Origin of the sequence: Pseudomonas sp. GL-B-26, from assembly GCF_019947405.1 — a bacterium.
Taxonomy (GTDB): Bacteria; Pseudomonadota; Gammaproteobacteria; order Pseudomonadales; family Pseudomonadaceae; genus Aquipseudomonas.
In genome coordinates this window covers 1-14278 of sequence record NZ_JAGYGJ010000004.1, presented here as the reverse complement: position 1 = coordinate 14278, position 14278 = coordinate 1, and the positions used below count along the sequence as shown (strand labels likewise).

Here is a 14278-nt window from a genome sequence, read left to right as displayed (position 1 = left end):
CAGCCGAACGCAGCCTCGCAGGCTCGGCAGCTGCTACAGAGACTTAACCCGGCACTTCCTCCGCTGAAATCAACCCAACCCCAGCCACCTGCATCCGCTCGATCGCTGCGGCCAATGAACCTTCCAGATCAATCGCCCGACACGCATCCAACACCACAAACGCGTTAAACCCCGCCGCCCGCGCATCCAGCGCGGAAAACATCACGCAGAAATCGAGCGCCAGCCCAACCAGATAAACCGTGTCGACACCGCGTTCCTTCAAGTACCCGGCCAAGCCTGTGGTGGTCGTTCGGTCCGCCTCCAGAAACGCCGAATAACTGTCGATGTCCGGGTTGCAGCCCTTGCGGATGATCAGTTGGGCGTGGGGCAGGTCCAAGTCCTTGTGCAACTCGGCACCGGGCGTGGCTCGCACGCAATGCTCCGGCCAGAGCGTCTGTTCGCCATAAGGCAGTTGAATGACGTCGTAAGGTGCGCGACCCGAGTGGCTGGAAGCGAAGGACGCATGTCCGGCCGGGTGCCAATCCTGGGCGATGATGACTTGGGTGAACCGGGCGCCGAGGCGGTTGATCAGCGGGACGATCCGGTCGCCCTCCGGCACCGGCAACTGGCCGCCGGGGATGAAGTCGTTCTGTACGTCGATGACCAGCAAGGCTGTGCGTGAAGAAATAGGCATGGGTGGGTTTTCCTCCTTGGAAATGAGACACCCAGCATAGTGACAAAACGGATCACGCGCTAAGCCGATCCCTCAACAACTTCGCCATATCCTCCAGATCCGCCACCGGGTTATGCCCGATCAGCATCCAGGCATGTTCCCTGTCAGCCCAATAGACAATGTTCATCCCGTACCGGCGCTCCTGGGCGAAATGCCGGCTGCCGCTGTTGGAGCGGGTGACGCACAGCGCCATGGGGCCGTGCGCCGGGTCCAGGTAGGTGATTTGGGCAATGGCGACGCCGTCGTACTCGAGGATTTGCGCGCGCTTGAGCTCGGAGCGTGGCAGGGCCAGTTGTGCCGGCACAAGATTCAGGCCCAGACGCGCATCGATGGTCCGCAGTTGCACGCGTTGAGCGGCTTCGTCAGTGGGCAAGTGGTCCAGGGTTTGCGGCACGTAGAGCGACATGTACTCGGCCACCAGCCCGCGCCAGTTTTCCTTTTGCTGACTCGACTGCCAACCGAGGAACAGTCGATCCGCTACCACGCCACTCACCACCAATCCGGCGGCCGCTGCGAGAAACCAGCGCCGATTCATGGCCGGGCGTTCAGGCGTAGGCAAGGTATCGAGCATCGATTGCAAGCGATCCACGGGCGCCTGTCGGCCCAATTCATCATAGGCCTCCTTGAACGGCAGGCTGCTGCGGGCCAGCCATTGCAGACGCAGATTGAGCGTCGGGTCCTCGGCAATGGCAGCGTCGATGCGGGTGCGTTGTTCGCTGTCGAGCTGATCGTCGAGGTAGGCCACCAGTTGCTCATCCGAGGGTATCGTCGGGCGTGCGTGATCGTTCATCGACGTTCTCCAGTGGAAGGATTCGGCACGGCGTGCAATGGCGGGTACTCGGCCAGTTTCGCGCGTGCAGCGGCCAGGCGACTCATGACGGTGCCGATGGGCACGTCCAGCACCTCGGCGACTTCGCGGTAGGACAAACCTTCGACATAGGCGAGAAACACCGTTTCGCGCTGGGTTTCGGGCAGGGCGTCCACACGCCTGATCACCTGAGCCGCGAGGACATGGGTTTGCGCCGCGTATTCACCGTCGAACGACAAAGCGTTGTCGGCATCCACCAGCCCCTGTCCATGACGCACCCTTCGGGAGCGAACTTCGTTGAGCCAGATCGAGTGCAGAATACTCAGCAACCAGCGGTCCATGCGGGTACCCGGGACAAACTGCCCGGCACGCTCGAGCGCCCGCACGCAGGTCGCCTGCACCAGGTCTTCGGCGACATGTCGTTGCCGGGACAACAGCAGGCCGTAGCGCCATAAACGCGCCAGATGCTGGCCCAGTTCTGCCCGTATTGCCTGATCGCTGGCGATGGCGACCTCCGTCTGCTCGGTGTGTCAGGTTTTCGATGAGTCGTTGATGGCTTCGGCCAGGTCCTGGTACTCCTCGCAGGTGGTGCTGCCGCAGATGGATTTGATCTGCTGCAACTGTTCCTGAGCGAGGTCCAGCCGACCTTTGACCACATACGCTTCGCCGAGGTATTCGCGAACTTGCGCGTAGTGCGGGTCAAGCTTGACCGATTGCAGGTAATAACCGATCCCTTCGTCAGTGCGCCCCAGTTTACGCGTGGCGTAGCCGCGATAGTTCAAAGCCTTGGCGGTGTTTGGCTGTTTGAGGGTGTCGAGCAGGGCCAAGGCTTCTTCGTAGCGACCGTCCTTGGCCAGGCGATAAGCGTAATCGGTGCGGTCAGCGTCCGGTACCAGGCTGCTGGTTTGCTTGAGGCATTTTTGCTGCTTGCTGTCCCAGACCTGGCCTTTTGGGCAGTTGGGTTTGGCCGGTTCGTCGTCATCGCCGTTGGCGAATGCAAGCGAACTGGAAAACGCGACAGCGAGCAACAGGGGGGCGGTAAAAACAGCAAAACGGATAGTCATGGGCGATGCTCCACAGGTTAGTTCGCAGGGGCGATGAAAGGTGAACACCACAGGGTGAACATTTATTCATTTCTTTCCGGCGGTCTGTGAAATGACTGGCCGTCAGCGGGGCGGTTAGCCCAACAACCGAATCGGTTCTCCCGCTGACCAGGCCTGAATGACCTCAATCATCTGCGAAAAAAACTGGTGATAGTTCTGCTGGCTGACATACCCGACGTGGGGCGTGGCCAGCACATTGTCCAGAGTTCTGAACGGATGATATGGAGGCAAGGGTTCCTGCTCGAAGACGTCCAGCGCAGCACCTGCCAGTCGCCGTTTCTGCAACGCCTTGATCAACGCGGCCTCATCGACAATCGGCCCGCGCGCTGTGTTAACCAGCAGCGCCGTGGGCTTCATCCAGTCCAGCGCCTGGGCGTCCACCAAGCCTCGGCTACGATCGCTGAGCACCAGATGGACCGACAGCACATCGGCCTGTTCGAACAGTTCCTGTTTGCTGACGCAGGTCACGCCGACTTCGGCTGCGCGTTCGGCGGTCAGGTTCTCGCTCCAGGCAATCACCCGCATGCCGAACACCTGACCGAACTGGGCAACGCGAGTGCCAATGCTGCCCAGACCCAGGATCGCCAAGGTCTTGCCGTGCAGGTCGCCACCCAGGCTTTGCTGCCATAAACCTGCTCGCAGGGCGTTGGCTTCGACCACCAGGTTGCGGGTCGCCGCCATGATCAGCGCCCAGGTCAGTTCCGGCGCGGCGTGCTTGTAACTGTCGGTGCCACAGACCTGGATACCCAGCGCGGCGGCGGCTTTCAGGTCCAGGGCGGCGTTGCGCATGCTGCCGGTGGCCAGCAGCTTGAGTTTCGGCAAGCGCCGCAGCAGGTCCTCATCGAACCGGGTGCGCTCGCGCATCACGCAGATCACCTCGAACTCGCCCAACCGTGCCGCCAGGGTTTCGTTGTCGGCAGGGTAGTCATGGATGAAGCTTACCTGGCCGATGTGGTCCAGCACCGACCAGTCCACCACGTCACGGGCCACGTCCTGCCAGTCATCAATCACCGCAATCTGCACTGCCATCAGCCTTACCTCATCAATGAACGGGGTTGGTATTGTTCAGCCAGGCGAGCAGCGCCTGGTGAAATTGCTCCGGCTCTTCCATTTGCGGCGCGTGGCCCATGCCGGGGAATTCAACCAGCGTCGACCGGGGAATCAGTTTAGCCACCTGCTTGCCAAGGACGTCGTAGTGACCGAGTTTCGCCTTGACCTCGGGCGGTGCGATGTCGCTGCCGATGGCCGTGGTGTCGGACGTACCGATCAGCAGCAGGGTCGGCACCTTCAGGTCCTTGAACTCGTAGTACACCGGTTGGGTGAAGATCATGTCGTAGATCAGCGCCGAATTCCACGCCACCTGTGTATGCCCCGGTCCTTTGTTCAGCCCGGCGAGCATGTCTACCCAACGATCGAATTCCGGTTTCCAGCGCCCGCCATAATAGGTGTTGCGTTCATAGGTGCGGACGCCGTCGGCCGTGAGTTTCAGCTCGCGTTCGTACCATTGATCAACCGTGCGATAGGGAACGCCGAGGGCTTTCCAGTCTTCCAGGCCGATGGGGTTGACCAGTGCCAGTTGTTCGACTTGATCGGGGTATTGCAGCGCATAGCGAGTGGCGAGCATGCCGCCGGTGGAATGCCCGAGAATACTGGCCTTCTGAATGCCCAGGGTCTTGAGCAGTTGCTGAGTATTGGTCGCCAGTTGCTGGAAGCTGTACTGATAATGGTCGGGTTTACTGGAGGTACAGAAACCGATCTGGTCCGGGGCGATGACCCGGTAACCGGCCTCACTCAGGGCCTTGATCGAAGTGTCCCAGGTGGCACCGCAGAAATTCTTGCCGTGCATCAGCACCACGCTGCGTCCGTTGGCCTTGCCGTGGGCGGCGACATCCATGTAACCCATTTGCAGGGATTTGCCCTGGGACTCAAAGGCGAAATGCTTGACCGTGTAGGGGTACTCGAAGCCTTGCAGCTCCGGCCCGTATTCCGGGCCTTCGGCGTGGGCGATGACAGGCAATGCAGCGGTCAGCAGCAGGCCGGGCAGCCAGCGGGAGCGGGTGAGGGACATGGGTGAACTCCATTGGAAATCGGCCGATGCTGGATCGGCATGATTAGGGCGACATTAAACACAGGCAATCGCCGTGGATGATCGTTCAACCCATCCAGCCCAATGTGGCCATGGCCAACACACCATAACGGGCGCCCTTGGCAAGGGTCACGATCAGCAGGAATCGCCCCAGGGGCTCGCGCATCACGCCGGCCACCAAGGTCAGCGGATCACCGATCACAGGCACCCAGCTCAGCAGCAACGACCAATGACCGTAGCGCTGATAATGGACTCTGGCTTTTTCCAGATGGCGCGGGCTGACCGGAAACCAGCGCCGATCACGAAACCGCTCGATACCGCGCCCCAGCCACCAGCTCACCAGCGACCCCAGAACATTGCCCAATGTCGCCACGGTGAGTAGCGACCAGAGCCAGTACTTGCCGCTGAGCAACAACCCCAGCAGCACCGCTTCGGACTGCAAGGGCAGCAAGGTTGCCGCACCGAATGCGGCGAAGAACAGCCCGATGTACGCACCGAACATCAATGGGCGGGGTAGTCCGCCACAACTACGTCAGTGCCGTCTTTTTTCAGGCCGATCACTTGATACGCATCGCTCATGCCGTCCATTTCCATGCCGGGTGAACCCATGGGCATGCCGGGGGCGGCAACGCCCAACAGATCGTCGCGCTTGCTCAAGGCCAGCACCTGATCGGCGGGGACATGGCCTTCGACAAATTTGCCGTTGATCAAGCCTGTATGGCACGACGCCAGACGCGGAGGTACGCCGTGCTGTTGCTTGAATTCGCTCATATTGGCTTCGACGTGATCGTCGACTTTGAAGCCGTTGGCTTCCAGATGGCTGATCCATTTTTTGCAGCAACCGCAATTGGCATCGCGGTGAACCTCGATGGGGATCAGGTCGGCGGCCTGGGCCAGGGAGGAAATGAACAGGGCGCTCAGGGCGACCAGACGCAGGTGGGTTCGCATGGGGAATCTCGTTTCGAATTGCGGCCAAAAAAATGCATTCTGACCATTTTTAGCGGACAGACATTCAAGGTGTGTTTCGAAGTAATACAAAACTGGGCAGCTTGATCATCGTAGATCAAAGCTGTCAGTCAGATGAGGCGCGCATTACAAGATTGTCAGGTTGGCCGCTGAGTGCCGGGGACGGCACTCAGGGTAGAACAGAATTAACGAACCTTGAACCGCCCCATGATCGCGCTCACGCGACTGTTGGCCTCCAGCAGTTGTTGGGTGTTGAGCTCGCTGGCCTGACCGCTTTTCACCAGTTCGTCGACCATGTGGCGGATTTGCACCATGCTGCGGTTGATCTCTTCGGTCACCGCGCTTTGCTGCTCGGCGGCCGTAGCGATCTGGGTGCTAAGGCTGTTGATGTGGCTGACGTTGCCGGCCATTTCATCCAGGCCGGTGTTGACCCGTGCCGTCGCATCAGCGGCCGACTGGCAGCTGGTCTGGGTGTTTTCCATGGCGGTTACCGACGAACTCACACCCTGCGTCAGGCGAGTGAGCATCTCATTGATTTGCGACGTACTGGCCTGAGTGCGGGCGGCGAGGGCGCGGACTTCATCGGCGACTACCGCAAAACCGCGGCCCTGCTCGCCGGCGCGGGCAGCTTCGATGGCTGCGTTGAGGGCCAACAGGTTGGTTTGCCCGGCAATGGCGCCGATGACCCCGAGAATCTCGGTGATGCGTTGAGCGTCCTGTTGCATGCTTTCGACTTTATGGGTGGCGCTGGCCACTTCGTCGATCAGCGCAATCACGCTGTTCGACGCTTCGCCTACCACGACCCGCGAACGGTCGGCGTTTTCGTTGGCGCGTTGGGTGAAGGCAGCGGTTTCGGCGGCGTTTTGCGCGACGCTTTCGGCGGTAGAACTCATCTCGGTGATGGCGGTGACGGTCTGATCGGTTTCCGAGGCGTGACGCACCAGAATCTGGCTGGTGTGCGCCGAGGTGCGTTGCAGGTTATCCAGGCTGGAAGCCATGGCGCCGGTGGCCAGGGTGACTTCGCCGATCATGTTCTGCAAGTAGGCGATGAAGGCGTTGACCGAGTGGCCGATGGCGCCCAGCTCGTCTTCGGCGCGAATGGTAATGCGTTTGGTCAGGTCGGCATCGCCGGCCGACAGCGCATCGATGTTGGCCTTCAGGGCTTTCATGCGCTGGACCAGTTGGCGAATCGCATAGATCTGTAGCAACACCAGCAGGATCACCATCGGGATTTGCAGCAGGCTCAGCGTGCTGAGCACGTCGTCGCGCTGGGCGGTGATCAGCTTGGTCGGCAGGGCGGTGGCGAGGAACCAAGGCGTGCCTTCGATCGGGCGCATGAAGAAGGTGCTGGCTTGGCCGTTGTTGTCGAACTCGCCCCGCTGCGACTGGTCACGGTTTTGCAAGCCGGCTTTCACCTGGGTGGCGAACGGCGAGTTGCCGGCCAGCTCACTGATGTTCTTCAGCACGATCGGCCCGCTGATGCGCGAGCTGTTGCTGATGATTTTGCCGTCGGCTTCGACGATCAGCATTTCGGCGCCGAGGTCTTTCTCCTTGTGTGCCACCAGGTCATTGAAAAAGCCCAGGGTCACGTCGATGGTCGACACGCCGTAGGCCGCGCCATTTTTCTGGATGGCCATGGCGCAGTTGGTGCGTGGCTCGGCGCTGGCGTCATCTTTATAGGCTGCCGCCCACGCGCATTGGCCGCGCGGGGTCTGCATGCCGCCCTTGTACCAGGTCTGGTCGTAATAGTTGGGTGCTGCGTCGCTGTTCCAGAAGGTGTTGACCGCCAGTTTGCCCGAGGCATCCCGGTGCCAGAACGTGCTGAACTTGTTGCGCCCGGCTTCGCGCTGACCGGGCAGCGGCCAGATCCCGCCGCCGAATACTTTCAGCTCGCCGTACTGGTCGACCAGGCCCGGCAGGACGGTGTCGATGGCGGCGCTGTCGAGCAGGGGAATGGTCTGGGTGATGCTGCGCTGTTGGGACTGAACCTTGTTCAATTCGCCCTGGATTTGCTCGGCGACTTCGGCGATGCGGTTAAGGGCCACTTGTTCTTCGGTGTGACGCAGCTTCGGTGCGACCAATTGGCTGATGCCGACGACTGTCAGCACGGACAACAGCAGGATGAACAGGACCAGAAACAGCGTGTAACGAGCCTGAATGGTACGGAATGCGGGCATGGGACCGGTCCTTGTGCAGCGTTCTTGTTGTGGTTATCGATATGAAAATCGGCGCTTCGAAGGGCTATCGGCATGGAGAGATCGAGCTTTAGGTACGATCGTACAAGATCGCCGCGAGGTGACGGACGGTGCGCAGTAAAAGGTGTCGTAATGGATACAAACTAACTAACCAACAGGTTAGTAGTACATATTTAGTGTCTGTACCATTTTCCAAATTAATGTATAGACCCATGAAACAGGGCACTTGCCCGGTTGTATCGTAAATGTACGAAAATTGTAAAAAGTTGGAAATAATAGTTGGTGTGGCTAGTGGCCAGACTGATACTCGCGCGCTCTAAACCAGATTAAACAAGGAACTTTTATGGTCGCCTCACACGGACGTCTGCATCAGGTAGCGCAGTCGGGAGTTCGGTCATGACTATCGGCTATACCGGGGCCTGGATATCCAAGGCAGGTTTGCTGGTCAAGGACACGGGTGCCGGCAAGCCTGTGACGCACAACGCGAGAGTCAAGCAGATGCTGGCATTGGTGGGTACCAATCCAACCTTGCTGAACACCGCGAAAATGGATGAGCAGAAACTTCACAGGAACATCAAAGGCTTCGACCCGGAAAATGTCACCGCCAAACAACTGGGTAATCTCAGCGCCTTCCTGAGAGGTAAAGGCCTGATTTCCGATATTACGTCGATGACGCTCATGAATGCCGGTGACAAGTTTGACCGATTTGGAGTTCAGAAAGACCCGGATGCGAAATTCAATGCACTGGAGTATTTCGCCACGCAACTGGACACCATTCAGAACAACAGTATCAGGGGTGACAAGTACGCCGTGGGCCTGATCCCGGAATACAAAACAGCAATCTACGTGCTGCAGAATTTACAAACTTACGGCAAGGGTAACGGCACGACGGTGCCGACCGACAAGGGTGTTAGCTCGAAGGCGTGACGGGTTGGCCTGACCCACTCAAATCGCCGAATGGGCCAGGCGTCGGTTACCGGTCAAGCAGCTTCATGACTTCCTCCGGGTAACGTAAACCGGCCGTGGCATTGGCCGGGAATATCGCTTCCAGCGCTTGCAAGTCGTCGCCGCTGAGCTTCACCTCCAGTGCGGCCACATTTTCTTCCAGGTATTTACGCTGTTTGGTTCCCGGAATCGGGATCACGTAATCACCCTGAGCCAGTACCCATGCCAGCGCCAGTTGGCCGGCGGTCACGCCTTTTTCTGCGGCCAGGTCCTGCACTTGCTGCACCAGCAACAGATTTTTGGCGAAATTCTCGCCTTGAAATCGCGGGCTGAAGCGCCGGTAGTCGTCTGCCGCGAAATCATCAGGACTTTTCAGCGCACCGGTGAGAAAGCCACGACCCAAAGGGCTGTAGGGGACGAAAGCGACCCCCAGACGCTGACACGCGGCCAGACAACCGTTTTCCTCCTGATCACGGCTCCACAACGAATACTCACTTTGCAGTGCACTGATCGGATGAACCTTGTGTGCCCGTTCAAGCGTTGCGACCGAGGCCTCGCTCAAACCCAGGTACCGAACCTTGCCGGCTTTCACCAGGTCGGCCATGGCGCCGACGGTTTCCTCGATGGCCACCTGCGGATCGATGCGGTGCTGGTAGTACAAATCCAGGGTCTCGACACCGAGGCGCTGTAGGGTGCCGTCGATAGAGGCGCGAATATAGTCCGGTCGACCGTTGACGCCCCGCGCAACCGGATCGCCCGGGTCGCGGACGATCCCGAATTTGCTGGCCAGAAACACCTGGTCGCGCTTGCCGACGATGGCTTTGCCGATCAGTTCTTCGTTGGTGTGCGGGCCGTACATGTCGGCGGTGTCGAGCAGGTTGATCCCCAACTCCAGCGCGCGGTGCAGAGTGGCCGTGGCTTCGCGGATGTCCACGCCAGTCGTGTAGAAATCGGTCATGCCCATGCAGCCCAGACCTATCGCGCTCACTTGTGGACCGTTTTTGCCCAGTTGACGTGTTTGCATGAAATCAGCTCCCTGTGAATGTGGAAACTATTGTTGACCTCGACAGAAACAAGATAAACCGGCTAAAACTGCTATCACTGTTCGTAATTTCTAAATAATCAGTCGGTAAGCAAAAACAATGGACCGTTTTAACGCCATGCGCGTGTTCACTCGAATCGTCGAACTGGGCGGCTTTGCCAAGGCGGCGGATAGCCTGCAATTGCCCCGGGCCTCAGTGACCATTCTGATCAAGCAACTGGAGGCGCATCTCGGTGTGCAGCTGCTGCAACGCACGACGCGGCAGACCAGCCTGACGCTCGACGGTGCGGCCTATTACCCTCGTTGCGTGCAGTTGCTGGCGGACCTGGAGGAAACCGAAGCGGTGTTCAGCGCTGCACGTAACAACCCCAAGGGGCTGTTGCGCGTGGACATGCCTGCGGGCGTGGGACGCTTGATGGTGATCCCGGCGTTGCCGCAATTTTCTGCCCGGTATCCCTTGATCGAGCTGGAAATCGGCTTGAATGACCGGCCTGTCGACCTGATTCGCGAAGGGGTCGATTGCGTGCTGCGGGGCGGCGACTCACTGGACGATTCCCTGGTGGCGCGGCCGTTGGCCATGCTGGACCAGGTCACGTGTGCCAGCGCCGACTACTTGAAGCGATTCGGAACGCCCCAGTGTCTGGCTGACCTTGAAGGCCATCAGATGGTGGAGTACTTCTCCAGCAGCAATGGCAAGCGTTATGGGCTGGAATTCATGGTCAATGATCAGGTTCAGGCCATCAATCTGCCCAAGCAGGTTTCAGTCAACAGCGCCGATGGTTACCTGGCCGCTTGTGAGGCGGGGTATGGTCTGGTCCAGACCCCGTATTACCACGTCGCCCGCCAACTGAGCGAAGGCCGTTTGAGTGAAGTCCTCAGGACGGTGCAGACACCGGGGATGCCGCTGACGGCGCTCTACCCGCCACACCGCCAGTTGTCCCGGCGGGTGAGGGTGTTTGTCGACTGGCTGGTGGAGCTTTGCGCGCAGCCGGGCAATGACTTTTATCGAAAAGGCTCACGCGGCTGAACGGGCTCTGTTCCGCGCTTTGGCGCTACTCTGCGTGTTGGCGTCTTGCTGTAAATCGTCATGCAAGCGTTGCATGTGCGGGCAGTGCAGGTTGAGGTGTCGAGACTGCGCCCCTCGATGAAACAGTGCGAACCACCCATTGGTGTTTGATGTAGGCATCAGCCCGGTAAAGGTGAAGCCAAGGGTTGCCAAATTGCGCAAGTCCCCGGAAAAGTGCCGTGACAACTGAAGTTTGGCCGAAATGAGCCAGTGCCTGGGCAATTGCCGGATCTGCTCAAGCAGACGTTTGGTCAAACGCTGAATGACCATGTCGAATCTTTGATGGTGTTGCTTGAGTTGCAAGGGCAGAGAGGACAACGGCGTCGTGTCCGGATGAGTCCCGAACACGGAACACACGTGCTGCATAAACCCCCGGCAGCTGTCAGGCCATGGGATGTCGGGGAGTGGACGCGTATGTCCTTCGACGACGTAACAACCCGTCACGATGGTTTCCGGCAGCGGCTCAGCGAAGGGCGAAGGGACGTAGTCAGGTAGCAAACCCGTGCTGTGGAAGCCGATGTTTGCTGCCATGCGTTGCGTGTAGGGATGGTGGGTCACTTGTTTGATCGAGACGCTCTTGAACCCCATGGAACCTGACCGCGACAGCAACTCCCGTCCCAGACGGGTCGCGATACTCTGCCCCTGCGCGGCGGGATGCACCACACTGAGGGCCAACTCGGTGGTGTCCGCAGGCGTGTCATGGCACAACGCTGCATGCCCTAGAACGCGTACGTCGTCCACCGCCAGCATCGACTTCCAGCGCCCCTCGGCATTGTGCTGATTGATCATATTCGGCAGGTAAACATCCGGCTGAACGTAATGATCGCCATAGACCTCGCGAAACAACTGGCTCACGGCACGTGCGTCGGATGGCCGATAGGGTCGAAAAATCAAATGCGGCATCATGCGGGCTCCGGCGATGGTGCGTCATACACGCGCAAGTCCAGGACCCGCAGTTGTTTGCCGGAGCGTGGGTGAAGCTTCAATGCGGTGACCGCACAGGACAATACTCGCAACTCCAACAGACCCTCGCGGCTCAGTTCCTCGATGGCGGGATAGAGTTCAACCAGCGCCTCGTACAACGCTCGGCACACCGGTACGGTGGCCATTGATAGCGCTGAGGGAACCCACTTCACACTCAAAATGTCTTTGTATCCGTCATGCTCGATCAGCAGTTGCCATTGGTCGTTGTGGGCAATGCGCTGGACGATGTGCTGGATGTCATCGATCAGCAGCGACAGCACACCCACCCGCACTCGGTGGCTGTGCGCGCTACGTCCTTTGAGGGCGAATTTACGCCTTGGGGTTGAGCCGGGTTCGCGCCAGCACGCACGGTCGCCCACTGGATAACGCAGCAGAGGCATGAGCCGGCGAGTCAGATTGGTCACCACCAACAATCCGGTGCGATCGCATTCTTCGATGACTTCACCGGTGAGTTCATCGACGATCTCCAGCAAGGTGTGTGGTTCAAACACCCGATGCTCGCCCAAGGCGCAGTCGCGACCGCTGGCCCCGATAAGGCCGGCGTCTACACTGGCGTAGCCAATGGAAGCAATGCGCACGTTGGGAAACACGTCGGTGAGGATTACCAACTGCGGGGCAAACAGGCTTTCGCCGCCATACAGCAACGTATCAACCCCGCACAGTACTCGCCGATGCTGGTTCAGGTAGGCCGCGAATCGCAGCAGCTGTGCCGGTACGCCGACCAGCACGTTGATCCGATGCTGATCAATCGCATCGGCCAGTACGTCCAGCTCGACGTGCCCGGTAAATGGAAACTCGCAGATCGATCGCCTGACGTGCGCCAGTGAGTCGTGGATGAACAGAAAACTGGCGTAAAGATCACCGGAGAAAAACAGATTGGCGACACGGTCGCCGTCGTTCAACTGAGAGGAGAAACTTTCTCCGAACGTACTGACCAGTTCTTGCCATTCGTTATAGGTGTACACCGTCAGTTTGCCCTGGCTGGTCGATCCACCGGTTTTAAACACCAGCGCATCGTCGACCTTTCCGGTCAGGACTGGCCAATGACTCAAGTCATGGCTGTCAGCCCAATAGTCCGCCGCATTGGTCAGCGGTAGATCTTGTAACGTAATGCCCTGCGGCGGTAAGTGTTCCAGTTGCTGGCGGTAGAAGTTTGAATGTTGCCGTATATAAGGCAGCAGGTGTTCGAGCGAATAAGTTGATTTCACTGGATTCTCTTTTTTATATCGGGCGTCTAGACGGTTAAAAAACAAGTATGGCTGGTGGTGTTTTTATTTTCTTTTATCAATAACCAAGGGTGTTTTGCCGCTGTGTTTGTTTCGAGTGAACGCTTGCTCCATGCACACTTGAACTTCGACAGTTAACAGGTTGGCGTTTACGGCATTTGCCAGCGCTTCATGGTTCAGCAAGGCGTTGCGAACCTGATCAGCGTCTGCATCCGATAGAACTGTCAGCCGCTCGACGCCATCAGGGGTGTGGTCCAGAACAATCTGAATGGGCGCGCCGACGCTATCCTGCAGCGCCGACGGCGAAATGAACTCCGTGCCCATTCGTATCACCTTGCCGTGACGCTGGAGCAGTTCGAATCGGGGTGAGTCCAGCCCGCACGGACAGACTCCGGGTATCCAGCGACCGGTGTCGCCCACGTCATATCGGCGCACGGTTTGGCCTTGCCGTGCTCGTGAAGTAAACAGCAGGCGACCGATCTCATTGGCCAGAACCGGTTCATCCTGTTCGATCTGCACAATTTCCAGATGCTGGGTATCGCACATCAAGTGAAAGATCCCGTTCGCGGTGGCTGCGCACGCATGCCCCAAGGGACCTGCGTCGACGGAACCATAGATCGCCGAGCGGATCATCGAGACCCCGCAGCTTTCCATGAGGCTCAGGCTGGTTTGGCCCGGATGCTCGCCGCCGAGGAACACTTTGCGGATACCTGCGTACGTGCGGAGCCGGGTCTGTTCGTTGAAGAACAGTCGATGCAAGGTGCTCGGCATGCCAATCAGCACGGTCACACGCTGGTCGACGATCAATTGGGCGATTTCGCTGAAATCATCGTCCTGAGGCGCGCCCATGGGGAAGTGGGTGACGCTCATCAGTTCCAGTATTTTGGTAAAACTGAGGAACCCTCCGTACAGGCTGCCGCCGTAAAACAGGTTCATGACTCGGTCCTGTGAAGGATCAAGCCCGGCGGCGAACAGGCCGTCGGCCGCTGCGCGCATCTGCCGTTGAAAGTCGCGATAGCTGAAACCGGCGAGGGCCGGAGTGCCGCTGCTTCCTCCAGAGCGAAAATACAATTGCGCCGCGGTGCCCATCGGCTGGGTCGTGAAGGTGTTTTTGTCCATGATCGGCTCATGGGCGGTGTCGGGGG

14 protein-coding genes and 2 pseudogenes are annotated in these 14278 nt (G+C 59.0%); 2 read left to right on the top strand and 14 right to left on the bottom strand.

The features are described from left to right. Positions 1-43 precede the first annotated feature (43 nt). The 10 genes and pseudogenes from pncA to KGB23_RS30330 all read right to left on the bottom strand — a co-directional run. Positions 44-673, bottom strand: coding sequence for a bifunctional nicotinamidase/pyrazinamidase (gene pncA, locus KGB23_RS03630; protein WP_223429905.1), 630 nt, complete (start codon positions 671-673; stop codon positions 44-46). Positions 674-725: 52 nt separating this feature from the next. After that, positions 726-1502, bottom strand: a complete 777-nt coding sequence (locus KGB23_RS03625; protein ID WP_223429904.1) for an anti-sigma factor family protein — start codon at positions 1500-1502, stop codon at positions 726-728. Then, positions 1499-1996, bottom strand: coding sequence for a sigma-70 family RNA polymerase sigma factor (locus KGB23_RS03620; RefSeq protein WP_223430090.1), 498 nt, complete (start codon positions 1994-1996; stop codon positions 1499-1501). The genes KGB23_RS03625 and KGB23_RS03620 overlap by 4 nt, the downstream gene beginning before the upstream one ends. Before the next feature lie 54 nt (positions 1997-2050). Further along, entirely contained in the window at positions 2051-2584 is a 534-nt protein-coding gene (locus KGB23_RS03615) for a tetratricopeptide repeat protein (RefSeq protein ID WP_223429903.1), read from the bottom strand. A gap of 114 nt (positions 2585-2698) precedes the next feature. Beyond that, positions 2699-3652 (bottom strand): D-2-hydroxyacid dehydrogenase family protein, encoded by a 954-nt coding sequence (locus KGB23_RS03610; protein WP_223429902.1) that lies wholly within the window; start codon positions 3650-3652, stop codon positions 2699-2701. Positions 3653-3665: 13 nt separating this feature from the next. After that, entirely contained in the window at positions 3666-4691 is a 1026-nt protein-coding gene (locus KGB23_RS03605) for an alpha/beta fold hydrolase (RefSeq protein WP_223429901.1), read from the bottom strand. 85 nt (positions 4692-4776) lie between these two features. Next, entirely contained in the window at positions 4777-5211 is a 435-nt protein-coding gene (locus KGB23_RS03600) for a YqaA family protein (RefSeq protein WP_223429900.1), read from the bottom strand. Then, positions 5211-5657 (bottom strand): DUF411 domain-containing protein, encoded by a 447-nt coding sequence (locus KGB23_RS03595; RefSeq protein ID WP_008155198.1) that lies wholly within the window; start codon positions 5655-5657, stop codon positions 5211-5213. The genes KGB23_RS03600 and KGB23_RS03595 overlap by 1 nt, the downstream gene beginning before the upstream one ends. A gap of 203 nt (positions 5658-5860) precedes the next feature. Then, positions 5861-6382 (bottom strand): annotated as a pseudogene (locus KGB23_RS30335) (methyl-accepting chemotaxis protein); the annotation flags it as partial. 339 nt (positions 6383-6721) lie between these two features. Next, positions 6722-7852, bottom strand: a pseudogene (locus tag KGB23_RS30330) (cache and HAMP domain-containing protein); the annotation flags it as partial. A gap of 414 nt (positions 7853-8266) precedes the next feature. Between KGB23_RS30330 and KGB23_RS03585 the strand changes: the two are divergent. After that, entirely contained in the window at positions 8267-8797 is a 531-nt protein-coding gene (locus KGB23_RS03585) for a hypothetical protein (protein WP_223429898.1), read from the top strand. Positions 8798-8843: 46 nt separating this feature from the next. Here KGB23_RS03585 and KGB23_RS03580 read toward each other — a convergent pair whose 3' ends face one another. Continuing rightward, positions 8844-9839, bottom strand: a complete 996-nt coding sequence (locus KGB23_RS03580; RefSeq protein WP_223429897.1) for an aldo/keto reductase — start codon at positions 9837-9839, stop codon at positions 8844-8846. Between the two features lie 118 nt (positions 9840-9957). On the opposite strand from KGB23_RS03580, the gene KGB23_RS03575 reads away from it, so the two are divergent. Then, positions 9958-10884 (top strand): LysR family transcriptional regulator, encoded by a 927-nt coding sequence (locus KGB23_RS03575; RefSeq protein WP_223429896.1) that lies wholly within the window; start codon positions 9958-9960, stop codon positions 10882-10884. Here the strand turns inward: KGB23_RS03575 and KGB23_RS03570 are convergent. The 3 genes from KGB23_RS03570 to KGB23_RS03560 all read right to left on the bottom strand — a co-directional run. After that, positions 10873-11826 carry a GNAT family N-acetyltransferase gene (locus KGB23_RS03570; RefSeq protein WP_223429895.1) on the bottom strand — a complete coding sequence of 318 codons (954 nt, stop codon included), beginning with the start codon at positions 11824-11826 and terminating at the stop codon, positions 10873-10875. The two genes, KGB23_RS03575 and KGB23_RS03570, sit on opposite strands and share 12 nt — an antisense overlap. Continuing rightward, positions 11826-13115, bottom strand: coding sequence for a phenylacetate--CoA ligase family protein (locus KGB23_RS03565; protein WP_223429894.1), 1290 nt, complete (start codon positions 13113-13115; stop codon positions 11826-11828). The genes KGB23_RS03570 and KGB23_RS03565 overlap by 1 nt, the downstream gene beginning before the upstream one ends. Before the next feature lie 63 nt (positions 13116-13178). Next, on the bottom strand, positions 13179-14278 hold a 1100-nt coding region (locus KGB23_RS03560; RefSeq protein ID WP_411741482.1), incomplete at its 5' end, for a phenylacetate--CoA ligase family protein.

What these genes read in the sequence shown, in the direction of transcription:
- pncA (WP_223429905.1), bottom strand. Translation starts at nt 673, where the DNA reads ATGCCTATTTCTTCACGCACAGCCTTGCTGGTCATCGACGTACAGAAC.
- KGB23_RS03625 (WP_223429904.1), bottom strand. Translation starts at nt 1,502, where the DNA reads ATGAACGATCACGCACGCCCGACGATACCCTCGGATGAGCAACTGGTG.
- KGB23_RS03615 (WP_223429903.1), bottom strand. Translation starts at nt 2,584, where the DNA reads ATGACTATCCGTTTTGCTGTTTTTACCGCCCCCCTGTTGCTCGCTGTC.
- KGB23_RS03610 (WP_223429902.1), bottom strand. Translation starts at nt 3,652, where the DNA reads ATGGCAGTGCAGATTGCGGTGATTGATGACTGGCAGGACGTGGCCCGT.
- KGB23_RS03605 (WP_223429901.1), bottom strand. Translation starts at nt 4,691, where the DNA reads ATGTCCCTCACCCGCTCCCGCTGGCTGCCCGGCCTGCTGCTGACCGCT.
- KGB23_RS03600 (WP_223429900.1), bottom strand. Translation starts at nt 5,211, where the DNA reads ATGTTCGGTGCGTACATCGGGCTGTTCTTCGCCGCATTCGGTGCGGCA.
- KGB23_RS03595 (WP_008155198.1), bottom strand. Translation starts at nt 5,657, where the DNA reads ATGCGAACCCACCTGCGTCTGGTCGCCCTGAGCGCCCTGTTCATTTCC.
- KGB23_RS03585 (WP_223429898.1), top strand. Translation starts at nt 8,267, where the DNA reads ATGACTATCGGCTATACCGGGGCCTGGATATCCAAGGCAGGTTTGCTG.
- KGB23_RS03580 (WP_223429897.1), bottom strand. Translation starts at nt 9,839, where the DNA reads ATGCAAACACGTCAACTGGGCAAAAACGGTCCACAAGTGAGCGCGATA.
- KGB23_RS03575 (WP_223429896.1), top strand. Translation starts at nt 9,958, where the DNA reads ATGGACCGTTTTAACGCCATGCGCGTGTTCACTCGAATCGTCGAACTG.
- KGB23_RS03570 (WP_223429895.1), bottom strand. Translation starts at nt 11,826, where the DNA reads ATGCCGCATTTGATTTTTCGACCCTATCGGCCATCCGACGCACGTGCC.